The 23,930-nt window shown below is 53.7% G+C and carries 19 protein-coding genes; 16 read left to right on the top strand and 3 right to left on the bottom strand.

Going from position 1 to position 23,930, the window contains the following annotated elements:
- The first annotated feature begins 30 nt into the window (after window positions 1-30).
- The 3 genes from MKY59_RS20370 (at window position 31) to glsA (ending at window position 3,020) form a co-directional block, all read left to right on the top strand.
- Window positions 31-1,320, top strand: a complete 1,290-nt coding sequence (locus MKY59_RS20370) for an OFA family MFS transporter (protein WP_339273456.1) — start codon at window positions 31-33, stop codon at window positions 1,318-1,320.
- A 209-nt stretch (window positions 1,321-1,529) separates the two neighbouring features.
- The gene (locus MKY59_RS20365) at window positions 1,530-2,018 is read left to right on the top strand and encodes a GNAT family N-acetyltransferase (protein WP_339273455.1); all 489 of its coding nucleotides are present in this window, start codon (window positions 1,530-1,532) and stop codon (window positions 2,016-2,018) included.
- 54 nt (window positions 2,019-2,072) lie between these two features.
- The gene (glsA, locus tag MKY59_RS20360; protein ID WP_236416389.1) at window positions 2,073-3,020 is read left to right on the top strand and encodes a glutaminase A; all 948 of its coding nucleotides are present in this window, start codon (window positions 2,073-2,075) and stop codon (window positions 3,018-3,020) included.
- Between the two features lie 369 nt (window positions 3,021-3,389).
- Here glsA and MKY59_RS20355 read toward each other — a convergent pair whose 3' ends face one another.
- Entirely contained in the window at window positions 3,390-3,728 is a 339-nt protein-coding gene (locus tag MKY59_RS20355; RefSeq protein WP_236416387.1) for a YolD-like family protein, read from the bottom strand.
- Entirely contained in the window at window positions 3,725-4,969 is a 1,245-nt protein-coding gene (locus MKY59_RS20350) for a DNA polymerase IV (RefSeq protein ID WP_236416385.1), read from the bottom strand. Before MKY59_RS20350 ends, MKY59_RS20355 begins: the two co-directional genes overlap by 4 nt.
- Window positions 4,970-5,857: 888 nt before the next feature.
- Between MKY59_RS20350 and MKY59_RS20345 the strand changes: the two genes are divergently transcribed.
- From MKY59_RS20345 to MKY59_RS20320, 6 genes are all read left to right on the top strand, one after another.
- A complete protein-coding gene (locus MKY59_RS20345; protein WP_339273453.1) occupies window positions 5,858-8,083 on the top strand; it encodes a hypothetical protein in 2,226 nt (741 codons plus the stop codon).
- Between the two features lie 32 nt (window positions 8,084-8,115).
- Complete coding sequence (locus tag MKY59_RS20340; RefSeq protein WP_236416381.1) at window positions 8,116-9,324, top strand: HEAT repeat domain-containing protein; 1,209 nt, start codon at window positions 8,116-8,118, stop codon at window positions 9,322-9,324.
- 22 nt (window positions 9,325-9,346) lie between these two features.
- Entirely contained in the window at window positions 9,347-10,747 is a 1,401-nt protein-coding gene (locus MKY59_RS20335) for a glycosyltransferase (protein WP_339273451.1), read from the top strand.
- A 106-nt stretch (window positions 10,748-10,853) separates the two neighbouring features.
- Complete coding sequence (locus MKY59_RS20330) at window positions 10,854-11,657, top strand: response regulator transcription factor (protein ID WP_339273449.1); 804 nt, start codon at window positions 10,854-10,856, stop codon at window positions 11,655-11,657.
- 357 nt (window positions 11,658-12,014) lie between these two features.
- Entirely contained in the window at window positions 12,015-13,382 is a 1,368-nt protein-coding gene (locus MKY59_RS20325) for a nucleotide sugar dehydrogenase (protein ID WP_339273447.1), read from the top strand.
- Between the two features lie 23 nt (window positions 13,383-13,405).
- Window positions 13,406-14,314: a hypothetical protein gene (locus MKY59_RS20320; RefSeq protein WP_339273445.1), complete on the top strand. Its 909-nt coding sequence runs from the start codon at window positions 13,406-13,408 to the stop codon at window positions 14,312-14,314.
- A gap of 93 nt (window positions 14,315-14,407) precedes the next feature.
- Here the strand turns inward: MKY59_RS20320 and MKY59_RS20315 are convergent, their stop codons facing one another.
- Window positions 14,408-15,280, bottom strand: coding sequence for an AraC family transcriptional regulator (locus tag MKY59_RS20315; RefSeq protein ID WP_339273443.1), 873 nt, complete (start codon window positions 15,278-15,280; stop codon window positions 14,408-14,410).
- Between the two features lie 400 nt (window positions 15,281-15,680).
- Between MKY59_RS20315 and MKY59_RS20310 the strand changes: the two genes are divergently transcribed.
- The 7 genes from MKY59_RS20310 to MKY59_RS20280 all read left to right on the top strand — a co-directional run bounded on the left by MKY59_RS20310 (window position 15,681) and on the right by MKY59_RS20280 (window position 23,695).
- Window positions 15,681-16,895, top strand: a complete 1,215-nt coding sequence (locus MKY59_RS20310) for an LLM class flavin-dependent oxidoreductase (protein ID WP_339273441.1) — start codon at window positions 15,681-15,683, stop codon at window positions 16,893-16,895.
- A gap of 44 nt (window positions 16,896-16,939) precedes the next feature.
- Entirely contained in the window at window positions 16,940-18,211 is a 1,272-nt protein-coding gene (locus MKY59_RS20305; protein ID WP_236416364.1) for an extracellular solute-binding protein, read from the top strand.
- Between the two features lie 3 nt (window positions 18,212-18,214).
- Window positions 18,215-19,087 (top strand): sugar ABC transporter permease, encoded by an 873-nt coding sequence (locus tag MKY59_RS20300; protein WP_236416361.1) that lies wholly within the window; start codon window positions 18,215-18,217, stop codon window positions 19,085-19,087.
- A gap of 46 nt (window positions 19,088-19,133) precedes the next feature.
- Window positions 19,134-19,946 carry a carbohydrate ABC transporter permease gene (locus tag MKY59_RS20295; RefSeq protein ID WP_339273437.1) on the top strand — a complete coding sequence of 271 codons (813 nt, stop codon included), beginning with the start codon at window positions 19,134-19,136 and terminating at the stop codon, window positions 19,944-19,946.
- Window positions 19,947-20,205: 259 nt separating this feature from the next.
- Window positions 20,206-20,898 (top strand): hypothetical protein, encoded by a 693-nt coding sequence (locus MKY59_RS20290; protein WP_339273435.1) that lies wholly within the window; start codon window positions 20,206-20,208, stop codon window positions 20,896-20,898.
- 453 nt (window positions 20,899-21,351) lie between these two features.
- Window positions 21,352-22,569 carry an MFS transporter gene (locus MKY59_RS20285; protein ID WP_236416356.1) on the top strand — a complete coding sequence of 406 codons (1,218 nt, stop codon included), beginning with the start codon at window positions 21,352-21,354 and terminating at the stop codon, window positions 22,567-22,569.
- Between the two features lie 277 nt (window positions 22,570-22,846).
- The gene (locus MKY59_RS20280) at window positions 22,847-23,695 is read left to right on the top strand and encodes a cell wall hydrolase (protein ID WP_339273431.1); all 849 of its coding nucleotides are present in this window, start codon (window positions 22,847-22,849) and stop codon (window positions 23,693-23,695) included.
- Window positions 23,696-23,930 lie beyond the last annotated feature (235 nt).

The raw sequence follows: 23,930 nt of genomic DNA, 5'->3' as shown, positions 1-23,930 counted from the left end.
GAAGCAGACGTCCATAAAGGGGAGATCATCATGAATGCGGCAATTTCATCCGGAGCTAAATCCGACACTACAACAATCAACGTGAACCGGTGGCTCATCGTGCTTGGCACCATCATTGTACAGATGGGACTGGGAACCATATACACTTGGAGTTTATTCAACCAACCGCTGGCCGATCGCTTCGGCTGGGATGTCAGCTCGGTTGCGATTACGTTTTCGATCACCAGTTTTGCGTTGGCATTCGCAACCTTGTTTGCCGGCAGACTGCAGGAACGAATGGGATTGAGACGACTTATCCGCATCGCCGGGGTAGTGCTTGGGCTGGGACTTATGCTTAGCTCGCAAGCCAGCTCGTTGACGCTGCTTTATATTTTGGCCGGTTTCGTGGTCGGTTTCGCCGACGGTACGGCCTACATTACGTCGCTGTCCAATCTGATCAAATGGTTTCCCGAGCGCAAAGGACTCATTTCGGGAATCTCGGTGGGTGCTTTCGGCACGGGAAGTTTGCTCTTCAAATACGTGAACTCGGCGCTGATCGGTTCGGTTGGTCCCGCGCAGGCATTCATGTATTGGGGAATCATCGTTTTGGTGCTGATCGTGGCAGGTTCGTTCCTGATTCGGGAAGCCGTTATGCGTGAGCAGGGTTCTGCCGATACGGCCCAAGGAACGGCACAGGTGAATGCGCGCCATCAATATACGGTGAAAGAAATGCTGCGTACGAAAGAAGCGTACATGTTGTTCGTCATCTTTTTCACGGCTTGCATGAGCGGCCTGTACCTGATCGGCATCGTCAAAGACATTGGCGTACAATTGGCCGGGCTGGACGTGGCTACTGCGGCGAATGCGGTCGCGATGGTCGCGATTTTTAATACCGCTGGACGCATTATTTTGGGGGCGCTTTCGGACAAAGTGGGGCGCATGAAAGTCATTGCCGGTGCTTTGCTCGTGACGGCCATCGCCGTTATGACGTTAAGCCTGGTTCCATTGAACTTTGGCATCTTCTTTGCCTGCGTGGCAGCCGTGGCCTTCTGTTTCGGCGGAAACATCACCGTCTTCCCAGCCATTGTGGCCGATTACTTCGGGCTGAAGAATCAAAGCAAAAACTACGGCGTCATCTACCAGGGGTTTGGTTTTGGCGCACTGGCCGGGTCGTTCATTAGCGCCATGCTGGGCGGATTTCATCTGACGTTTATCGTCATTGCCGTACTTTGCGCCATCTCGCTGCTGCTTGCGCTGATCGTTATGCCCCCGGGTCAAAGCCGCCGTATGAGACAGCGCGAACGGAAAATGAGCTTTAATCCTTCTTCCCGGGCGAGTTGAAGATACTATCCAAATCATCGATTCGGCAAAATAGAGTCAAACAGATATAGATCGTATGAAAGAAAACAGGCGGCTTCGCATGAGGTCGCCTGTTTTGCATGTCGTATCCAATTTCTTTTCTCCGGGCGTGCACGGATGATATGGCATCTGATATACTCTATCTACATCATCGCAGTACGGGTTGGTGTCTGTACAAAAGGAGGACATAAATGAAGTTCGTCAAATATGCCGCATCCCATTTCGATGACTATTACGCGCTTGTCTCCAATATGGAAGTCATGAAACAGATCACGGAGTGCACGACGCCCGAACCCGAAGCCCGAACGCAGTTCGCGCAGATGCTTGATTATAATGCCGGGCATATTGGCGGATATTATCGGGTAATGGATACTGCCGGAGTCGCTGTTGGTTATGCGAAACTGATTCCGGATGCAACCGATCCGGCACGGGCCGAGTTGGGTTACATGATTTTGCCGGAGCACTGGGGAAAAGGGTATGGCACCAAAATTGCTGCACGCCTGATTGAACAGGCTACCTTAGAATATAGGCAAATTGGCGTATTATACGCCATTATTGATCCTTCGAATGCAGCTTCGCGCCGTATTTTGACGAAACAGCAGTTTGCTTCAGTGTGGGTGGGCGATTACGACGGTCTCCCGGGTGAAATATTGGAATTGGATTTGACACGTCAAAGATAGAGATTACACCAAATCTAGGGCGTGATACATAGACATCAGAAGGAGTTGGAGGAGATGGAAGTGAGCAACACAACGATGGAACGCTTGAATCTGCTCTTGCCGGAATGGTTGGAGACCAGCCGCTTGCATACAGGACAAGGGAAAGTCGCCTCGTATATCCCCGAGTTGGCCAAGGCTTCGCCTGACGGTCTGGGCATTCATATCATGGACGCCGAGGGCCGGAGCGTGTCGGCAGGAGATTGCGGCGTGACGTTTACGATGCAGAGCATTTCCAAAGTGTTTACCTTGATTCTGGCCTTGATGGACCATGGAGAAGAGGCCGTCTTTTTCAATGTGGGCATGGAACCTACCGGAGATGACTACAATTCGATGATCAAGCTGGAGCTGGTCGAACCCGGCATTCCGTTTAATCCGCTGATTAACGCCGGTGCCATTACCGTGTCTTCTCTCGTCGCCGGGGATTGCAAAACGGAAAAATCGCAGCGCATTTTGGATTTTTTTCGGAAATTGGCGCATAACGACCGGTTGGGCTACGACGAAGCCGTATTTCAATCCGAGTCGGAAACCGGACATCTGAACCGGTCGCTCGCCTACTTCCTGAAGCATAACGGCGTGCTTAAGGACGATGTGGAAGATGTGCTGGCCGTGTATTTCCGCCACTGCTCGATTGAGGTAACCTGTACGGATTTGGCCCGCATGGCGCTGGTGCTTGCTTATGACGGAACCGATCCCATTAGCGGGGAAGAACTGATTCCGCGCCGTTATGTGCAAATTGCCAAAACGTTCATGACCACCTGCGGCATGTACAACGCGTCCGGCGAATTTGCGATTCAGGTCGGATTGCCGGCCAAAAGCGGGGTGTCCGGAGGCATTCTGACCCTGGTTCCGGGGCAATTCGGCATCGGCCTGGTAGGTCCTGCACTGAACCGGAAGGGCAACAGCATCGCGGGCGTACATTTGTTGGAACGTTTGTCGAAGGAATTTCAGTGGAGCATGTTCTGATTGAAGCCGAGCTGAAGCCGTAACTTTATCATTACCCTTGGTGGCAGCCTGAAAAACCGTCACGGACCAAATTGCTTCTTTCGAACGAGCGATGGATGCCGGTGCAGGGAGCAGGCTGCGACACATCAAAGGTTTGGCATGCTAGGCACACGGTCCTGCAAGCCGGGCATCAGGCTTCTTATATATTGCAGTTACTGCCATCATTCCATCGCGACCCGTAACCCGGCCTGTTTCATTCCTCGTTTGACCGCACCTTCTCGATGACCGCATCCGGTTTCCGGATCAAGGTCGAGCCAAGTCCAAGTACCTACGGGCCCATCTTCTTCAAAGCAAGAACCTGTTTCCTGATTACGGAAGAGATGGATGCGTCTAGTCCGCCAGAGCAACATCCGTAATGAGATTCATCTGCACATCACGCATCCCGTCTTCCGTCTGCATGCGGAGCGTACGTGCAGGACGGTCCAAACGAACGACCTGACCGGTCACGCGCACATCGTCGTATTCGTGGAACAAGGTGATCGTGATTCGGTCTCCCAGCACCATGGAACTGCTAAGCAAACGCGACATTTCCTCGGCCGCCTGCATATCGAGGGAAGGACGGCTGCGGGGAGCGAGGCGCTCCTGATGCAAAATATAGGCCTCCCGATGTTCGGGAAGCATCATGCGCGAAGATTCGAATAACCCGTTATGCTGTAATTTTTTGCTCATTTGTAATGACCTCCGATTTTGTGGGCACGATCCTGAGCCTGCCCGGATGCATTCAGCGAGGAAGCACGCATGATGGCGGTGTCCCCGAATTTGCGTTTGATGCCGTCCGTGGCCCGTTCCAGTTCCCGCTTGCGATCCCGTCCATCGAACCAGGAGAGCTGTACTTCGGCATCCGACATAAGACCTGTCAAGGATACGCCGATGCGGCGGATGGGCAGACCGTCCCAGTGGCGCAAGAAGAGTGCGGCCGCAGCATCATAGACTTCGTCCGTGATGTTGGTGGGCTCCCCCACCTTCATTTGGCGGGAGAAACCGGTGGGCCGATCGAAATCATGCCCCCGGCAGCCGACCGACACAACCTGCCCCATGAGCGCTTTGTCCCGGGCACGCCTGCATACCAGTTCGGCTAATTCCAGCAGCACGACCTTAATATCCGCCCAAGTATCGTAGTCCCGGGGCAGCGTCATTTGGTGGCCGATCCCTTGCTGCTGATGGGCATAGGTTCCTGGCCTTACGGGCGAATCGTCGATGCCGCGGGCAATGCGCCAGAGCACCTCGCCGTTCACTCCCCAGCGTTCCCTCAGCCGGGGCAAAGGGGTCTGCGCGAGGTCGCCAATCGTATGAATGCCCATGTTGTACAGATGCTTTGCCATTCGGGAGCCAACCATGAACATGTCCCGGACGGGTTTAGGCCATAACAGTGCCGGCATATCCTTCCGGGGCAGGGTGCAGATGCCGCCAGGCATTTTTTTGGCGAAAAGGTCGCAGGCCATCTTGCTCACGACCTTGGTATCGCTGATGCCGATGCGAATCCGTACGCCCGTCTCATCCATGACCCGTGCCTGAATGCTGCGGGCAATCGTTTCCGGGTCGCCGAACAAGTCCAGACTTCCGGTGACATCCAGAAACTGTTCATCAATGCTGTAGGGCTCGACCAGGTCGGTATAGGACTGCAGAATGTTCGTAATGTGCAGCGACACCCGAATGTATTCGGCCATCCGCGGGCGGATGACGACGACGTCCGGACACTTGGCCAAGGCTTCGCCCAGCCGTTCGGCCGTCGTAATGCCGTACGACTTGGCGAGAGGGCAAGCTGCCAGAATGATGCCCGAACGGCGGGCGGGGTCACCCGCTACCACCAGGGGACGGTCCTTATATTCGGGATGTGCCGATTTCTCCACGCTGGCATAAAATGACTGGCAGTCGGCCAGCATAATGACAGGCCCCTTTTGGCGTTCCATGCGATTCTCTCCTTTGTCCATTGGTGGGCAGGATATTCCGAATGAACATCGGGCCTGCAGGATCGCGGCGTCTTTAGACGTGCGAACAGTGTAGTATATGATCATTTATCCATAGTATAGAACAAGTGTTCTCTTTTTATAAGCATATCCGAGAATGCTTCTTGCGACAACCGGAATTATTTGCAAATGGGAAAGGGGATGGGCAGAAGAGCGAAAACGGAGAAATATAGGGAATAAGAAGTGTGTTTTTACATTATATGTTATCTATCTGTGACCTCTGGGCGATGTCTGGGCGGTCGTTTTGATGTTTGTAAAGAAATATGATCAAGGACACGGTCCCATAGGGGGACTGATGTCCTTTTTTTCATTTTCTGCTCTTTTCAGAAAACCTTGATGCCATGCGGTTTTCCGCTGCTGCGTTATCGGACTATAGTATCAATTTTGTAATCTTTATGGTTAATACTGTAAAAATAAAGCGCAACTTTACAACATGACAGGCGTTTAATGGGGTAAGCGTCCAAGATTGACGTCAGCTTCAACCCGCCATACACATAACATCCTCGGGCGGGGACACGGCTGAAAGAAAAGATGTGGACGGGTGCTCAATCGCGGCGATGCATGCTTTGTTTTCATGGATGGTGCAGGCTTCTCAAAACGCTCAATTACTTGATTTTTTGAGAATAATAGGCAAAATGTTTCATTTTCAGGTTTGCTTCCATCAGCCTAGTTACAAAAGCAGAGTCTTGGCGCTATAGTGAGACTACACCGCAGACATCCCGAACGATGTCAACGAGCATGAATGCGAGAAATTCCGCGTTCCTCCTGGTTTCTGCAAAAAAAGAGGCGTGAGGATAAATTGCATAATAGTGAGGTGGGCAATCGAAGGCCATGAGCAGACGAAGACGAAAGCGCTGGATGCTGACGTTGCTGGCTGGGACGGCAGTGCTGGCCGGCGGAGTGCTGGCAGGCTGGCAGTTTATGCAGCCCCGGCTCGCGACGTACACGGCGGAGAATGGTGCGGAAATGAAGTTCAAGACCGAGGGAGCCAAGTTCATGGAGTATGGCCAGGATGGCATATGGCGGGAAATGTTCGTCAAAGGCGTGAATTTGGGCGCAACGTCGCCGGGCCATTATCCGGGAGAGTTTCCGCTGACCAAGGAGGATTATCAGAGGTGGTTCGGGCAGATTCAGGAGCTGGGCGCCAATGTGATCCGGATTTATACGGTCCATGAACCGATTTTTTACTCGGCTTTGGTCGATTACAATCGCGGCCGCGAGCAACCGTTATATTTTATACAGGGCATATGGTCGCCGGAGGAGCAGTTGATCGAGGGCAAGGACGCCTATGCCGACCACATCGTGCAGACGTTCAAACAGGAAATCGAAAAGGCGGTTTCCGCCGTTTACGGGGATGCGGACGTTCCCGAGAAGCAAGGGGCTTCGAGCGGGGAATATACGGCCGATGCGGGGAAATATTTGATGGCCTGGCATGTGGGCACGGAATGGGACCCGACCATGGTGGAGAATACCAATGCCAAGCATGCGGATGTTCCGCAGTACAAGGGAGCCCAGTTTGCGGGCACGGCGGATGCTTCGCCGTTCGAGAACTGGTTGGCTGAACTGCTGGATTACACCGCCGGATTGGAGAAAACATACGGCTGGGAACATCCGGTCACCTTCACCAACTGGGTGACGACCGATGTGCTCGAACATCCGGGAGAACCGTTGTACGAGGAGGATCTTGTCAGCGTGGATGCCCGCCACATTAAGCCGGTGGATTGGCAAGGGGGATATTTCGCGGCGTATCACGTGTATCCGTATTATCCCGATTTGTTCCATACGGATCAGACGCTGCAGACCATCAAGGATGAAAACGGGGAGTACAATACGTACAAAAGTTATTTGCGCAAACTCAAAGCCGAGTTTTCGGATATGCCTGTAATGATTACAGAATACGGCGTTCCTTCCTCGCTTGGCATTTCCCATCTGGGCATGGGCGGAAGGGACCAAGGGGGACACAATGAGACCGAGCAAGGCGAGATCGACGCTTCGCTGACCCAGGATATTTACGACGAAGGGTACGCGGGAGCCATCTTGTTCATGTGGCAGGACGAATGGTTCAAAAAAACGTGGAACACGATGCCGTTTGAAATTCCGGCGGATCGGCGCGCGTATTGGCTTAATGTACTGACCAACGAGAAGATGTTCGGCTTGCTCGCCATGGATCCCGGCAAACAGGATCGATTGACCATCGACGGCAAGCTGGATGATTGGGACGCGCTGCAAGAAGGCGAGGTCAACGTTTGGCAGGGCAAGGTGGAAGGCATTCAGCAAATCCGAATGACCCATGACGAAGCCTACCTGTACATTGGCGTGACGCTGGACAAGCCATTCGATCCGAAGCAAACGCTGCTCCGTCTTGGCACGAACACGCTGACCGGCGGCAATCAGCCAGGCAAGCGCCTTCCGGGCCGGACGATGAGCGACGGTCTGGAAACGGTGATCACGCTGGGCAAGGATGACGAATCCGAAGTGGAAATCGCGCGGGACTATGATTTCAACAGGCGCTTGTACGGGAAAGACGGCTACAATATGCTTCCCAAGGAAGAGGAGTTATCCGATGATCCGTTTCAGCCTTGGAAACTGGCGGTCAGCCTGACCATGACTCCGCCCGATACACGATCTGCACATCCGTTCCTCGATGCCGAGGTGGGCATATTGAAACGTGGCACCAACGCTCCAGGCCAAGCGGACGAAGATTCGCTAACCGCTTGGCAGTATAGCGGGAACCAGGTGGAAATGCGAATTCCGTGGATGCTGCTCGGTTTCGGCGATCCAAGCTCCCTGCAAGTCATCCAATACGGACCGCTGCCGGGAGGAAGAACATTTGAGACGGAAACGACCCAAGGCATCACCATCGTTCCATGGTTGACGGATCGTGCCACCGGAAAAGTTGCATGGCCAGGCGGTGAGAAAAATACGCTGGATTTACGGACGCTGCCGGTCTACAGCTGGAAACCGTGGGAACAAGTAAACTACAGCGAACGCCTGAAGCTGAGCTATGATGCCATGCGGGAACGCTTCGAACAAATACCTAGTTTTCAAGGCGAATAACTAAGAAAAAAGAATGAGGAGGGCTTTGTCACATGTTTTCGAATTTGGCTTTGGCCTACCTGTTTCTATACATTTGTGCGGCGCTTGTCGTGATCGGGGTCATTCTGCTGTTTGCGATGAAAATATCCCATAACGGCAAAGAGCGCAAGGCGCAGTACTATGAGCAAAAGCAGCGCGACTACTTCGCGTATTTGCAGGCAGCGCTGGCGGAACAACGTCCGCTGCGTTTGCCGCCAGGCAAACTGGCTCCGCTCGAAAGGCGGGTGATTCAAAACAGGCTCATCGAATGGATCGACCAGTTTAAAGGCGAGTACCGCGACAAGCTGATTGCATTGTGCCGGGAAGCCGGCATGGTGGAACAGGATTTGAAGGAGCTCGGCAGGCTGCGTTACGGACGCCAGATCGATGCGGCATACCGCCTGGGAGGCATGCGCTGTCCCGAGGCGGTGCCGGGTCTGATGGAACTGCTCCGGGACGAGAAGCCGGGACCGATGGCGATTATGATCGCCCGCTCGATCGCAAGATGTTCCGCACGCCAGGGTGAACTGAAGGAGATGCTGGAGCTGCTGCTGACCAAGGGCAAATCGATTCACCACCTGGCGGCGGATATCTTGCTGGAAACCCGTCTGGACCCCAGCAAACTGTTGATCGAGCTGCTTGAATCGGACAAGCCGGATTTTGTGAAGGTAGGCCTTGTCGCCATGTGGGGACAGGCAGTACCGGAAGTGATGCCTGCGCTAGGCAAGCTGGTCGGTGCGGAGCATCAGGACGTGCGTGCCGAAGCGGTGAAGCTGTATCTCAGCGCAAGTCCGACGTTAAGCGATGAAACCATTCTCCGGCTGATGCAGGACGAGAGCCCGGAAGTGCGCGCCGAAGTGGCGCAGGCGCTTGGTTCCAAGCATGCCGCGGGCAGCATTCCATTGCTGCGCAAGGCGCTGCGCGACGAAGACTGGGGTGTGCGTCATAACAGCGCGGAGAGCCTCGGCAAGTTGGGCGAACCGGGATTCGAGGCGCTGTGCCAGGCGGCCATGCATGGAACGGGAGCCGAACGCGAGATTGCCAAACAGCACGTCGAGAGCATCATGCAGCATCCCGGACCCGGCGATCGCGGCGTGGAGCAGATGATTGCACATAACCAAAAACGACTGTTGTACGAGCGGTATTTTGGTCCCATGAAAGCCGGCAGGACAAACAAGAAACGCGCAGGCGTAGCCGCGTTAGGAGGGGATTACACTGCTTAGGGATCTGCTGTTCATTTACGGCATGGTGGCGATTTATTACGTCGTCTTTGTCAATACGCTTTATTTTTCGATTATGGCCCTGTCATTCCGCAACATCTGGACCATCTTCAGACGATCGAATTATTCGAAGTACAACACATTGTCCGGTTCGCAGCTGGTGCCTTCCGTTTCTCTCCTGGTACCGGCATACAATGAGGAACTCACGATTATCGAAAATGTAAACTGCCTGATGACGCTCAATTATCCGACGTATGAGGTCATCGTGGTCAATGACGGTTCCAGCGACAATACGCTGAAGCTGCTGCTGAAAGAATACAAGCTAAAACCGATATCCAATGCCCAGGTTCGGGGCAAGATTCCTTGCCAGACGATTCGCGGCATTTATCACAACCCCGAGTTCCCGGGACTGTACGTCATCGACAAAGAAAACGGAGGCAAGGCCGATTCGCTGAATGCGGGCATCAACTTGTCGCATTATCCGCTCATTTCTTCTATCGATGCCGACTCCTTGCTCGAAAAGGACGCCCTGATTCGCATGGCGCGCATGTACATGGAGAATCCGGAAGAAACGGTGGCCATCGGAGGCGATGTACGCATCGCCAACGGCTGCAAAATCGAGAACGGGGCCGTGCAGGACGTTTCGCTGCCGCGCAAAATGTGGCCGATGTTCCAGTCCATCGAGTATCTCAAAGCATTTTTGGGAGGCCGGATCGGCTGGAGCCATATCAATGGCCTGATCATTGTCTCGGGAGCCTTCGGCCTGTTCCGCAAGGATTACGTCATTGCCGTCGGCGGATATCGCGACGGGTATCCGGGCGAGGACATGAACATCATTATCAAGCTGCATCGCTACATGCTGGAAAATAAATTGAAATACCGCGTGGCGTTCTGTCCCGAGGCCGTTTGCTGGACCCAAGCGCCGGATTCTTACCGTATCCTGTCCAGCCAGCGCAAGCGCTGGGGACGCGGAAACCTTAAAAACATGCTGGAAAACCGCGGCATGCTGTTCAATCCGAAGTACAAGGTGATGGGACTCATCACGATGCCGTATAACGTCATTTTTGAAGCGCTGAACCCCTACTTCCGGATTACCGGTTTGCTGGCACTGGTTGGATATGTGCTGCTGGACATGACACAGTGGCCGATCCTCGTATTGTTCGGCACGCTCAACCTGGTGAGCGGTTATCTGCTGAGCATCGGGGCGCTCATTCTGGAGGAGATCGCATTCAGACGTTACAACAAGCTGTCCGATCTGGGCAAGATGCTTGTATTCTCGGCCTTGAAATTCGTCGGTTACCATCAGCTCGGCGTGTTGTGGAGATTGCAGGGGCACATCCAGTTTTTGCAAAACAACAACTCCTGGGGCACGATGACGCGTCAGAGCTGGTCCGAAGAAAGCAAGGACACAACCGAAGCGGCTTGAGTTCCCGCCGTGATCCAATCATGATCCGGGTTCAGGCAAGCCGGTGTTAACGGAAGCAATACGGCAAGACCATGATAGATAACCAAAGGAGAAGGGTGGAGAAAACATGTCGAATGCGGCGACATTGCAGCGCGAAGCTGCCGCGAACGTGTACCGAAGCATGGAGCAGGAAGTAAAGGGAATCGGGGCCGGAGCATGCGGCCTCATGTTCATCCATTGTGCAGGGCAATCCCCGCCGGAGCAGCAGGTCCGAACGTATCTGGAGCGAACGAACGAGTATGGCTTCCAGTTATGGCAGGATGGCACAACCCAAACGGTTGGCGTGCTGCTGCCAGGTCTGCTGTTGGATGAGGTCCACTATGAGGGTCTTTGCATCAAACAACATTTGCTGGAAACCGTTCCGGGAGCACGGCCGCAGATCGCGGTAGCCAGCTTCAAGGACAAGGATCGGCCGTCCCAGGCGGTCATCCAGCAAATGGCGGAATCCGCCCGACGGGTCGATTCCGCCGACATCCAGATCTATACGCCGGATCAGATGGCAGAACGGGCGGAGCGTATCCTGATTGTCGATAATGATCCGACGATCCGCGAATTTTTGCAATTGCGGCTGAAGATGCAGGGGTACGAAACCTACGAAGCGGTGGATGGACTCGCAGCGCTCGAACTGATCGGAAAGGTGGAGCCTGACCTGGTGTTAACCGAACTGAACTTGTACGGCATCGATGGTCTCCCGTTTATTCACCACATTCAGAAACTGGAGGTGGAACACCCGCCCAAAATCGTGGTGTTAACCGAGCAAAGAGTGGAGGAAACGATCAGCCAATGCTTCAGCAGCGGCGTGAATGACTATATGACCAAACCGTTCTCCCCGGTGGAACTGGATGCGAGAATCCGGCGGTGCCTGCACTGAGTTGGTTCGGATGATCGACAATCAACCACGAACAGTGCATAACAGCAGGAAACCAGCGTCTGCCGAGACATACTACGAACACATATTTATATAAACCGCAAAAAACATACACACGTTAACGGAGAGGCAGAACCAATCTGGAGAAGCGAAGCGGTCGCCTAAAAGCTTTCTGAAAGAAAGCTGCATCGGAAGCATAAACTTATCCCCGGATTTTCCCCTTAGCAAAAGGGGATTCAACAAAATAAGGAGATAACGGCGATCAGAAGATGGTACTGTACTCGAAGTGTCTTGGTGCGAAGCATTCTTTCGGCTTATATAAATACAAAAAAACCAAAAATACAGCCTGGAGGGAATACCATGGAGAATCAGCATGTTCACACTTTACTGAATGCAATTGAGAATAAAGAAGCGGTGCTCGGCGTTGTCGGGCTCGGTTACGTAGGTCTGCCGCTGGCCGTGGAAATGGTCAATCAGGGCTTCACGGTCATCGGCATCGACCTGGATGCATCGAAGGTGGATCGTATCTATCATGGCGATTCCTACATTCATGACATTTCGTCCGACGAGTTGAAAAAGGTGATGCAAACCGGCCGTTTCCAGCCGACGACGGATTACAGCCTGCTGCGCGTGATCGATGCGCTCAGCATCTGCGTGCCTACGCCGCTGAGCGAGAATCAGGACCCGGATACCTCCTACATCGAAACGGTTGTGGACCAGATCAAACGGCACATGAAGCCAGGCATGCTGATCACGCTCGAAAGCACGACCTACCCGGGAACGACCGAAGAGCTCATCCAGCAGGAGTTGGACAAGATCGGGCATGAAGCAGGCAAAGACTATTTCCTGTGCTTCTCGCCGGAACGGGTGGACCCGTCCAACGGACGTTTCACGACGTTCAATACGCCGAAGGTCATCGGAGGCACGACAGAATCGTGCCTGAAGCTCGGAACGGCACTGTACAGCAAATACGTGCAAACCGTCGTTCCGGTATCCTCCCCGAAAGTGGCCGAAATGTCCAAACTGCTCGAAAACACGTTCCGCAGCGTTAACATCGCGTTTGTGAACGAAATGGCGATGATGTGCGACCGCATGGGCATCGATATTTGGGAAGTCATCGACGCGGCGGCGACGAAGCCGTTCGGATTCATGCCGTTCTACCCGGGCCCGGGCATTGGAGGCCACTGCATCCCGCTCGACCCGATGTACCTGTCCTGGAAAGCGAAGGGCTTCCGTTTCTACAGCAAATTCATTGAACTGGCGCAGTCCACCAATGACAACATGCCGTATTACGTGCTGAACAAAGCCTCCGTCATTCTGAACGAATACGCGAAGTCGGTGCGCAATTCGAACGTGCTGCTGCTCGGCATGGCGTACAAGCCTAACATTGCGGACTTGCGTGAATCCCCGGGACTTGAGGTATACGAGCTGTTCAAAGAGAGCGGAGCCAACGTCAGCTACTATGATCCATATGCCGCTTCCTTCCGCGACAAGCATGGAGAGACCGTGCCAAGCGTGCCGTTCAGCCTGGAGCAGTTCAAGAAATATGACTGCATCGTGCTGATCACGAACCATAAAGACCTGCCGTATGGCGACATTGCCGACCTCGGCGTGCCGATTCTGGACACGCGCAATGCGTTCCGCAGCTACACGCAGCCGCATATTTACAAAATTGGCCATTCCATTCAACATCCTGTGCTCGAACATAGCGAAGCGCTGCTCGTCTAAAGCCGATGACATTCAAGGGCAAGATGCCGGCCAAGGCAAAATGGGCTGTGCTGGCACTGACGTTCTGCCTGCTGCTCCTGCCCTGGCTCTTCCGGTGGTTCGCAACCGAGGAGCATAAGTCGACCTGGCTGTGGGATGCGTCGATCATTGCCGAGCAAACGCCGGAGATCATTGCGTTCACGAAAGAGCAGGGGATTGAAGTCATTTTCTTGCAGCTGCAGGATGAGGTCACGGAGGATGCATACCGCCATTTCGTTGCTGCCGCGCACAAGGCCGGAATGGAAGTGCATGCGTTGAACGGCCATGCGGATTGGGCTTATACGGAGAAGCGCGAAGAGGGTCTTGCGTTCGTGGACAAAGTAAAGGCCTATAATGAGGCATCAGCACCGGAAGAACGGTTCACGGGCATTCAATTCGACGTGGAGCCGTATCAGCTTCAGCGCTGGGAGCAAGAGCAGAGTGAAGTCATTGCGGAATGGCAGGACAATATGAGCGCTTGGACCGCTGAGGGCAAGGAAGCGGGATTGTACATGAGCGCGGCGATCCCGTTCTGGCTGGATGGGCGCGAAGCGGCAAATGGCGGCGGCACGCTCAGCCGCTGGATCATTAACCGCTTCGACGCCGTGGCCATCATGGCTTACCGGGACAGCGGACAGCAGATGTATGACCTTTCCCGCGAGGAGCTCGACGAAGCGGATGAACTCGGCAAAAAGGTGTGGATCGGCGCTGAACTCGGGGACACGCATGAAGGGGAGCATCTGACCTTCTACAACAAAACGCTGAGCAATATGGATGAAGAGATTGCGAACGTGTTCCGCCTTGGAAAGGAACATTCGTCTTTTGCAGGGGTGGCAATCCATCATTACCAAGCCTGGTATGCCAAGAAAAACGGCATTCCTCTGGCAAAAGGCACCAAGGAAGAACATCGCTGATATACGCAAGCGGAAGTGGCATTCGAAGACAAGCTTTCCTTAGGATAAGGAAGCTTGTCTTTTTGTCATGGTGTATGCAAGAAACACGGTGGGTCAGCGTTGGCTGCGCTCCATCATGCGGTAGCGGTTGGGCGGCTGCCCGACCTGCTTTTTGAACGCTTTGGAGAACGAAAACAAGTCCGGATAACCGACCGAGTGCGCGACTTCGGTTAACGTCAGCGGTGTCTGAACAAGCAAACGCTTGGCCTGGTTCATTTTGAGCTGTTGGATATACTGCACGGGAGAAAGACCGTAAGCTTTGCGGAACTGTTTCGCGAAATGGGTGCGATCCACCCCGGCATGCGCCGATACGCCTTCCACCGTAATGCCTCCCGCAAAATGAATGTCCATGTACTCCTTGCCTTTTTGAAGCCAGGGGATGGAGACGTCGGGCTGAAGCTCACGGGCTGCCGGTGAACGGCTGATCCGGTCGAATAGCCCCAGAAAACGGGTAAGCCGGCCCAGGTCGCTTGAACCTCCTTTGGGCTCGCGCACTTCCTCCATGAAAGCACGCATGCCATTTGCTGTTTCCGGCGTGAGTACGCCTGAGCGGTGCGGGGAGTCGGGCGTAAGGCCGATGCGCGAGAGCAACTCGGTCGCGAGTTTTCCGTCGAAAGCGATGAATATTTTTTGCAAAGGTTCTTCCGGATGGGTCCAGTATTCGTGCGTGACGTGGGGAAAAAGACAGAAGGCATCTCTCGGACGCAGTGCATGACGCTGCCCGTTCTGAATGAATGTACCCTCGCCCTCCAGCACGAACAACAAATAATGGAACGGCGTGGTCCGTGGTCCAATGTGATAGTTGGTTTTGGCCATGTTGCGGCCGATACGGATCGGCCAGGCTCCGCCGGATTTTTCGAATTCGGATGGAGTGAAAAAAATGATATCCAAAAATTCGTGGTGATCCTCCTTCATGCGCTCGATCATGGGAACACCTCTTTTATCCCTAGAAGTATATAACCTATTATACAGGTGGGTTTTGTATATATTCAAGATGGAATCCGTCTCGTTTTTTATATTGACCACAAAATGACAAATTTAAGTTGTCGTAAAATGACATTGATCACAGACAAATCAATTGTTATGATGTGCATACCTTATTAAACCAAGTTAACTAATAGGCATTTGAGAATATGATGATCAGAAGCGATGAGTAGCTATATAAGTTGAACGAAACAATGACACAAATACGAAGGGGATCAAAAAAATCTGAGATAATGGCGACCGGATAATGCCAATCGGAAGATGGTTCGGACCGCGTGGTGACTTCGTGTAAGAATCATTGGTTCAACTTATATCATTTCAGATGGATTATCGGATGAAAGGAATGACCATGTTGAGTAAACACGAAGAGAGCAAACGCGAGGAATTGTCGTTCGGCTGGTTTTTGCCGACGGCGGGAGACGGAAAATATGTAGGCGTTGCGCCGGAAAGAGAGCCAAGCCTGGATTACCTGGTGCAGGTCGCTCAGACGGCGGAAACGGCCGGTTTTGAATTTGTGTTGATTCCGACGGGCGGAGCGTGTCTGGACGCATGGGTCGTCGGCTCGGCCGTCATGAGCCATACGCAGACATTGCGCCCGCTCGTCGCCGTGCGGCCCGGGTTGGTGGCTCCTGTACTCGCTGCCCGGATGGGGGCGGCTCTGGATCAGCTGTCCGGCGGACGGGCCATGATCAACGTGGTCACCGGAAGTTCGGTCAAAGATTTGGAAGAGCTCGGCGATCCGCTCGCTCATGCCCATGATGAACGTTATGAACGGGCGAGCGAATACATGGAAGTGATGAAACGTTCCTGGACCCAGGCATCCGGCCTGAACCTGACGGAATTTGCAGGCAGCGGAGCAGGCGAAGAAGAGCAGGGATCACAGACGGAGTTTAACGGGAAATATTACCACTTCAAAACGCCGGTAGGCATGCCGGAAACGGTGCAAAACCCGCACCCGCCCTTTTATTTGGGAGGCAGCTCGCCCATTGCCAAACGCATTGCGGTGGAACATGCGGACACGTTCCTGATGTGGGGAGAACCGCACGACTGGATTCAGGAACAGATCGAAGAAATTGAAACGATCCGCGAGCAGATCCGTCAGGAGACGGGGCAGAAGCGCGACATGCGTTACGGCATGCGGGCACAAGTGCTCGTGCGTGAAACCGAAGAAGAAGCATGGGCCGCCGCGTGGGAGATTATCAGCAAGGTGCCGCCTGAAGCGATCGAAAAAGCGAAGGCGGCATTTGCCGAGACAGATGCTACCAATCAGCGCAGACAGAACGAGCTGCGGGAGTTGTCCGAGAAACAGCAGTTTGTTGTTGGACCCAATCTCTGGACCGGATTGTCCGTCGTTCGTTCCGGGGGTGCCATTCTGATCGTAGGTACGGCGGACCAGGTTGCGGAACGGTTGCTGGAATATGCCGACCTTGGCGTGAAAACGTTCATCCTGTCGGGATACCCGCACCTGGAAGAGGCTGAGAATTTCGGCCGCACAACGCTTCCGCTCATCCACAGCAAATGGAACGAACGGCGTAAGCAACATCAGCCGCAGTCATAAGGTTTGGCGAATTCATTTCACTATTCATCTGGAGGTCAATGTTTATGAAAAAACATAAAAAAATGCTGCTTCCCTTGGTCAGCCTGCTCATCTTGTCCATCGTGCTGTCCGCTTGCGGCAGCGGGGCGGCTGAAGGAGGAAACGGCTCCTCGGATTCTTCGGGCAAGGTGACGATCAGCTTCATTCACTGGCGCGGGGAAGACTCCGAGGCGCTGAACAAAACGATTGCCGCCTTCGAGCAGGAGAACCCGAACATCAAGGTGGAAATGCAGACCCTTCCTTCCGATCAGTATCAGTCCACGGTGCAGTCCAAGCTGGGTGATGGGTCGGTAGGCGACGTGTTTACTTCGTTTCCGGGCGCGCAGTTCGAGGCCTTTGCCAAAGCGGGACTGTTCACCGATCTGACGGGATCTTCCTTCCTGTCGTCTTATAATCCGAAACTGATCGAAGCCGGGCAGAAGGATGGCAAGCAGTATGCCATTCCATACCAGCTCGTGTACAACATGCCGATCTATAATGTCAAACTGTTCGAAAAATACGGCCTCACGCCGCCGAAAGACTGGGATGGTTTCCTAAAGGCAGCCCAAACGCTGAAGGATAATGGCATTATTCCGATTGCTTTTGCCGGAGCAGATATCGGACCAGGGCAATTCATGAACACGATGGTTATGAACAATGCGCCGAGTGACGACATTTTTACAAAAGTAGAAGCCGGCGAAGCCAAGCTGACCGACGAATTCTGGGTCAAAACGCTGACCCAAATCAAAGAATTGAACGACAAGGGATATTTCCAGCCGAACGCGCTCGGAACGAAAGACGCTGCGGCCGGAGCGCTCTTCATTCAAGAGAAAGCGGCCATGCTGGCCAGCGGTTCGTACCAGCTCGCACAGAACAAGCAGCAGAATCCGAATCTGGAACAAGGGCTGCTTGCTCCGATTACGGTCAGCGCCGACCAGGCCAAATATGAGGGCGTGCATACCACCACATTTATGTTGGCAGTGAACAGCAAATCCAAACATCCGGAGGAAGCGAAGAAGTTCATCGAGTTCCTGAGCAAGCCCGACGTGGCCGCCGAGTATGCCAATGCGACCGGACAGAACGTAACGGTGGACAACGTAAAATACGATTCGCCGGAGCTGCAGGTGGCAGGCGGCTGGTCCGGCAAAAAAACGGTATTCCAGCCGCGCTTTACGATTCTGAACGGGGACAACCAAAAGGCGGTCACCAACTCGATCCAGGCCGTGCTGAGCGGCACGTCTCCCGAAGAGGCGGCGCAGCAAGCCCAGGCGATCATTGATCAGAATATCGGGAAATAAGCCATGAAAAATCGGTTTCAGCTATCCCTGTTCCTGCTGCCCGGGTTGCTGCTGTACGCTGCGCTGTTCGTATTTCCAACGTTGACGGGGCTGTTCTACTCCTTTACGGATTGGGACGGGGTTTCCCCGTCCTATGCATTTGTGGGGTTGGACAACTACAAGGACAGTCTCGGCAGCATCGTTTTCCACAAAGCCTTTGGCAACAACGTCAAGTTCATGCTGACGGTGGTCATCGCACAAACGTTCATTTCGCTGGTATTGGCATTGCTGCTCGTGCGCAATAGCAAAAGAAGCGTTGTATTACGGGCTTTGTATTTCCTGCCGGCCATTCTGTCCTCGGTATCGGTCGGCCTGATCTGGGCTTTCTTATATGATCCGTCCATCGGTTTGATCAACTACGGCTTGAATGAGATTGGCCTGACAAGCATGGCGCGCAACTGGATCGGCGATCCGTCCATCGCGATTTATTCCATTGCATTTGTACAGGTGTGGGCCCATGCCGGACAAATGATGATCGTTTTCATTGCTGGCCTGCAAAGCATCCCGGCCGAGTTGTACGAAGCGGCACGTATGGACGGAGGCGGCAGATGGCAGGTGTTCCGCAACGTGACCTGGCCGCTGCTCGCTCCATCGGCAACGATTGTGGTGGCGTATACGACGATTCAATCGTTCAAGGCGTTCGACCTGATCTTCACGATGACCGATGGTGGACCCAACTATGCGACCGAAATATTGACGACCTACATTTACCATACCGCCTTTGGCAGTTACTCGTTTGGTCTGGCCTCTGCGGGGTCCATGATCTTCCTGGTATTGCTTGCGCTGCTGACGCTCTTGCAATTCAAGGCACTGCGCGCCGATCGCGTCAGCTACTGATATCGGAACATCCGTCACTGAGCCGAGGCAGAAGGGAGTTTTCAAGTTGTTCAAATGGTTTAGCCGCCTGATTCTGCTCATTTATGCACTGCTCGTTCTGGTGCCGCTGTACTTTGTATTCATCTCGTCGTTCAAAACAAGCAGCCATTTCTTCACGAGCCCCTTCGGCTGGCCGGACCCGTTCACATGGGATAACATCACGGGCATGTTTCGCAACCAGCCGATGTGGCAGTACTTTGGCAACAGCCTGATCGTCACGCTCTCGACCGTTGCGATCGAACTGCTGCTCAGCAGCATGATCGCCTACGCCATCGTCCGTTGGGGAGGCAGTGTGGGCAAGGTGGTGTTTGCCATGTTCGTGGCAGGGCTCATCGTACCTTCACAGGTCAGCATGCTGCCGATCTATTCCTTGACGCGCACGCTGGGGTGGTCGGATAGCCTGACCGGGCTGATCGTGGTATCCGCCGCGATGCTGATGCCGGTTTCCGTCTTTATGCTGACCGGGTTCATGCGCATGCTGAATGCCGAAATTTTGGAGGCAGGCAGCATGGACGGCGCGAGTGAGTGGAAGCTGTATACCCGCATCGCGCTGCCGCTGGCCGCGCCGTCCCTGGCGGCCACGACCACCTTTTTGCTCGTGATGGTCTGGAACGACCTGCTGATTCCGATGCTGATGCTGAGCAGCAAGTCCAAGCTGACGCTGCCGCTTGCGCTGATGCAGTTCCGGGGCGAGTATGTCACCAACTATCCGATGCTGCTCGCCGGCGTGTTGATCACGGCCGTTCCGATGATCGCGCTGTTCGTCATGCTGCAGCGGTATTTTGTGGCAGGCATGACGGCGGGATCGCTGAAAGGATAGAAAGATGCATGAAACCGGATCGAACTTAACGTTCGATCCGTTTTTTTGTGAGCATTGCATTCTGGCTGAATTGCCAATGAAGTGCTTGCAAGGTATATGGGTAAAAAACTAAAAGGATGTTTATGGTTTGTAATATGGGAAATGGAGGGACGAGGACCTATTTTCGTTTATATCGGTAACCTTTTTAACCCAGAGCGCGTTTGGGTATGTAAGTGTAACAAAGGTAAGTGAGCTTACCGAATCGAAAGGGAGATCTGCCATGATTTCGTTATCTAACGTATGGAAGAGCGTACCGATGTTGGCCTTGGTGTTTATGCTTGCGGCTTGTTCCGGAACGAACGCACCGTCTTCTTCGCCTGAATCATCTGCTCCATCGCAAAATACGGAGGCGCCCGAGTCTTCCCCTTCTGCTGGGGAAGGAGAACCGAATCCGGGCAACGAACCGGGTGAGGATCATGAGGGAACGTCACCGTCGGCTACAGAAACAGAACGTCCGCAGAGCGAAAGCTTTGGCCTGTTGACGCCGGAAGGTAATCAGACGTTGACCGCCCAGCTTCATCAGGGCGAAGGATTTTCCCTGTACGTGTTTGACGGATTTGCTTTTGATGCGGAGAAAGGCCGTCTGTCGCTGGAAAAAAACGCTGATTATTATGCAGATATCGAACCGCTGCCTGAAGGATACAATCTGGAAGAGCTTCGGGCCGCGGGCGAGAAAGAGCTGGGTGCCCACGGCGAGGTGGCCGATTACAGCGGCGAACTGGTGGAACATCCGCTGGGCTTTGCGGCGCTGTATCTTCAAACCTCGGGCGAGGACGGAGTGTGGGACTACATGGTGTGGGAATCGGAAACGGGAGATGCGTTCCTGTTCCGCCTTCATAATCCGAAAGGCGAGGAAGCATCCGATTTTGCCAGCCCGGTTCTCGTTTCTTTATCCACGGTTCGCAGCGATTAGATCAGTTGAACCAATGATTTTTACACGGAGCCACTACGTAGTTAGAAACATCTTCCGATCGCTGGGATCCCCAGATTTATTCAAATTCCATCTTTCAAAGGGAAAATCCGGAGAACAGTCTATGCTTCCGACGCAGCTTTCTTTCAGAAGGCTTTCAAGCGACGGCTCTGCTTCTCCAGATTGGTTCTGCCTCTCCATTAACATGCGGATATTTTTTTTGCGGTTTATATCAGAATATAAATTTTAAAGGGCAAATTTGAAGGTAAGGGCGCAGGGTGCAAGGAGTTGTTGCATCCTGTTTTTTTATTTTCTCCCATTAACAGGATGAATGCCGCAACCAGGCTGTAAACGGTTGGTCATTCCTACGTATTTTTCATTGCTTTCTGGATCATTCTGCATAATAATGGGTTAGTGTCATTATGACGATTACGAGATCGAGGGAGCAATGATCGAATGAGCAATCTGGAAGTATTGCGTAATCCCAAGCAGCGCAAGCTGCTATTCAGTGCCGGCATGAGCTGGTTGTTCGATGCGATGGAGGTAGGCATGATCTCCTTCATCGTGGCTGCGCTGGCCAAGGAATGGAACCTGAGCGCAGGTCAGGTGGGCGTGCTCACCAGCATTAATTCCATCGGCATGGCGCTTGGCGCGCTTCTTGCGGGAGCGCTTGCCGATCGCTACGGCCGCAGGGCGATCCTGATCTGGACGCTGTTAATTTTTACGATCGCGAGCGGGTTGTCCGCGCTCGCCACCGGATTTGCCGTGCTGTGCGTGCTGCGCCTCGTGGCCGGCATCGGTCTGGGCGGAGAGCTGCCGGTAGCTTCGACGCTGGTATCCGAGTCGATTCCGACCAAGGAACGCGGCCGGGCCGTCGTGCTGCTGGAGAGCTTCTGGGCGGGCGGCTGGATCGTATCCGCGCTGGTGGCGAACTTTGTCATTCCGGAATACGGCTGGCGCATCGCCTTTGCGATCGGTGCGGTGCCCGCAATCTATGCGCTTTATTTGCGCAGAGTCATCCAGGATCCGCCACGGTTCAAGGAGAACACGACGATCCGCAAAACGACGTTCCGCGAAAAAGTGGCTACTGTCTGGTCCGTTCCGCATCGCCGTACCACGCTGATGCTGTGGATTCTGTGGTTTACCGTCATTTTTTCGTATTACGGCATGTTCTTGTGGCTGCCTTCGGTCGTGATGGCCAAAGGGTTCACGCTGGTGAAGAGCTTCCAGTACGTGTTGATCATGACGCTGGCGCAGCTGCCGGGATATTTCACCGCTGCGTATTTCATTGAACGGTTCGGCCGCAAGTTTGTGTTGGTCGTTTACCTGACCCTGACCGCAGTGAGCGCGATCGCCTTTGGATTGGCAACGACGGAAGCGGCGATTTTGACGGCAGGGATTTTCCTTTCCTTCTTCAACCTCGGTGCATGGGGCGGGCTTTACGCCTACAGTCCGGAGCTCTATCCGACATCGGTGCGTTCCACGGGCGTGGGCTTGGCGACATCGGTCGGCCGGATCGGCGGTGTCATCGCCCCGTTCATGGTCGGCATGCTAGTGCAGCGAGAGGTGCAGATCAGCACGATTTTCACCATTTTCTTCGTCACCATCCTGGTCGGAGCCGCGGCGGTATTGTTCCTGGGCCGGGAAACCAAGGGACAGGAGCTGGAAGATTAGACGGCATAAGAAAACCAATCATTCCCTGTGCAGGTCTGTCAGCCTAAGTTGTACGTGATTGGGCAAGTTTTAATGCAATGTTAGAAGAAAGGCGTGAGCTTGGCGTGACCAAGGACTCATGCCTTTTTGCGTTGTGTTTTCAGAGCGTGTGCCTCTGCTCCATCGGTCCGATAGACTTCGTTTCCGGCATTGCCTAAGATTATAGAACGTGGAACGATCACCGGCATGAACGATCCATGAAGCCAATCCGGATGCATTGAAGTGGAGGTAATCCGAAATGATGAACAAGCTGAAATCGATGAAAGATCTGAAAAAACTCATTCAACTCAAAAACTTGAAAAACGCGCGAAATACGATAGACACAAACGACATGCATAACATCACTGCGAATGTGCTGGAGCATCCATCGGTGACGCTTCAGGCAGCAAGCTTGGAAGAGTCCATGCGGCCGGAGCGCGGCCAAGCACGCAACAAACGCCCGGGGAGGGGGGCTGTACTGCTTGGCACATGCTTGTTGGCAGCAGGCCTGGCCTTCTCGGTGGGCGCACCTTCGGCGGGAGCCCAGAAACTGGCGCAGGGCGTGCAGAGTGATCAGGTGCTGCGGCTGCAGGAACAACTCAGCGACCTGGGTTATTTTAATGCAGGCTTGACCGGATATTACGGCACGGTGACTAAGAGCGCAGTACGTAATTTCCAGCGCCATGTCGGTCTGAGCGCGGACGGCATCGCTGGCCCGAAGACGTTAACCAAGCTGAACGCCAAAATAAAGGCTGAGGGTCGTACGTTGCGCCAGCTTGCCAAGTTGATTCACGGTGAGGCTCGGGGAGAATCGTTTGAAGGACAGGTGGCTGTCGGCGCGGTTGTGCTCAACCGTGTGCAGTCGGACAAGTTCCCGTCGTCCATTTCGAAGGTCATTTTCCAGAAAGGGCAGTTTACCGCGATTGATGACGGCCAGTTCAACCAGAAGCCGAGCCAAACGTCGTATCGTGCCGCCCGCGCCGCACTGAACGGTTCGGACCCGACGAACGGTGCGCTGTATTATTACAACCCGAAGATCGCAACGTCCGTGTGGAGCAAGAGCAGACCAACGCTGCTGACGATCGGGCAGCATGATTTTACGCGGTGAGATAGGTTGAGAGAGTAGGCAGTGCTTGAATATAATAATAAACCCCGGTTGCGAGTGCTGCTCAATGCAGACACGTACCGGGGTATTCTTTTTGAATAACGAAAATAATAGGTGCAACTAATGCCTAATCCATAATGAATAAAAGGGTTCACGATGCGAATGAATGTACTTTGACATTGGTTTCACTTAACCAGTCATGTAAAATGAATGACGATAATAACAACGGTAGATTAAG

The sequence above is a fragment of the Paenibacillus sp. FSL W8-0426 genome (assembly GCF_037969725.1).
Classification (GTDB): Bacteria; Bacillota; Bacilli; order Paenibacillales; family Paenibacillaceae; genus Paenibacillus; species Paenibacillus hubeiensis.
The sequence above is the reverse complement of the archived record's forward strand: the minus strand, read 5'-3'. Positions and strand labels throughout refer to the sequence as shown.

What these genes read in the sequence shown, in the direction of transcription:
- MKY59_RS20370 (WP_339273456.1), top strand. Translation starts at nt 31, where the DNA reads ATGAATGCGGCAATTTCATCCGGAGCTAAATCCGACACTACAACAATC.
- MKY59_RS20365 (WP_339273455.1), top strand. Translation starts at nt 1,530, where the DNA reads ATGAAGTTCGTCAAATATGCCGCATCCCATTTCGATGACTATTACGCG.
- glsA (WP_236416389.1), top strand. Translation starts at nt 2,073, where the DNA reads ATGGAAGTGAGCAACACAACGATGGAACGCTTGAATCTGCTCTTGCCG.
- MKY59_RS20355 (WP_236416387.1), bottom strand. Translation starts at nt 3,728, where the DNA reads ATGAGCAAAAAATTACAGCATAACGGGTTATTCGAATCTTCGCGCATG.
- MKY59_RS20350 (WP_236416385.1), bottom strand. Translation starts at nt 4,969, where the DNA reads ATGGAACGCCAAAAGGGGCCTGTCATTATGCTGGCCGACTGCCAGTCA.
- MKY59_RS20345 (WP_339273453.1), top strand. Translation starts at nt 5,858, where the DNA reads ATGAGCAGACGAAGACGAAAGCGCTGGATGCTGACGTTGCTGGCTGGG.
- MKY59_RS20340 (WP_236416381.1), top strand. Translation starts at nt 8,116, where the DNA reads ATGTTTTCGAATTTGGCTTTGGCCTACCTGTTTCTATACATTTGTGCG.
- MKY59_RS20335 (WP_339273451.1), top strand. Translation starts at nt 9,347, where the DNA reads ATGGTGGCGATTTATTACGTCGTCTTTGTCAATACGCTTTATTTTTCG.
- MKY59_RS20330 (WP_339273449.1), top strand. Translation starts at nt 10,854, where the DNA reads ATGTCGAATGCGGCGACATTGCAGCGCGAAGCTGCCGCGAACGTGTAC.
- MKY59_RS20325 (WP_339273447.1), top strand. Translation starts at nt 12,015, where the DNA reads ATGGAGAATCAGCATGTTCACACTTTACTGAATGCAATTGAGAATAAA.
- MKY59_RS20320 (WP_339273445.1), top strand. Translation starts at nt 13,406, where the DNA reads ATGCCGGCCAAGGCAAAATGGGCTGTGCTGGCACTGACGTTCTGCCTG.
- MKY59_RS20315 (WP_339273443.1), bottom strand. Translation starts at nt 15,280, where the DNA reads ATGATCGAGCGCATGAAGGAGGATCACCACGAATTTTTGGATATCATT.
- MKY59_RS20310 (WP_339273441.1), top strand. Translation starts at nt 15,681, where the DNA reads ATGACCATGTTGAGTAAACACGAAGAGAGCAAACGCGAGGAATTGTCG.
- MKY59_RS20305 (WP_236416364.1), top strand. Translation starts at nt 16,940, where the DNA reads ATGAAAAAACATAAAAAAATGCTGCTTCCCTTGGTCAGCCTGCTCATC.
- MKY59_RS20300 (WP_236416361.1), top strand. Translation starts at nt 18,215, where the DNA reads ATGAAAAATCGGTTTCAGCTATCCCTGTTCCTGCTGCCCGGGTTGCTG.
- MKY59_RS20290 (WP_339273435.1), top strand. Translation starts at nt 20,206, where the DNA reads ATGATTTCGTTATCTAACGTATGGAAGAGCGTACCGATGTTGGCCTTG.
- MKY59_RS20285 (WP_236416356.1), top strand. Translation starts at nt 21,352, where the DNA reads ATGAGCAATCTGGAAGTATTGCGTAATCCCAAGCAGCGCAAGCTGCTA.
- MKY59_RS20280 (WP_339273431.1), top strand. Translation starts at nt 22,847, where the DNA reads ATGATGAACAAGCTGAAATCGATGAAAGATCTGAAAAAACTCATTCAA.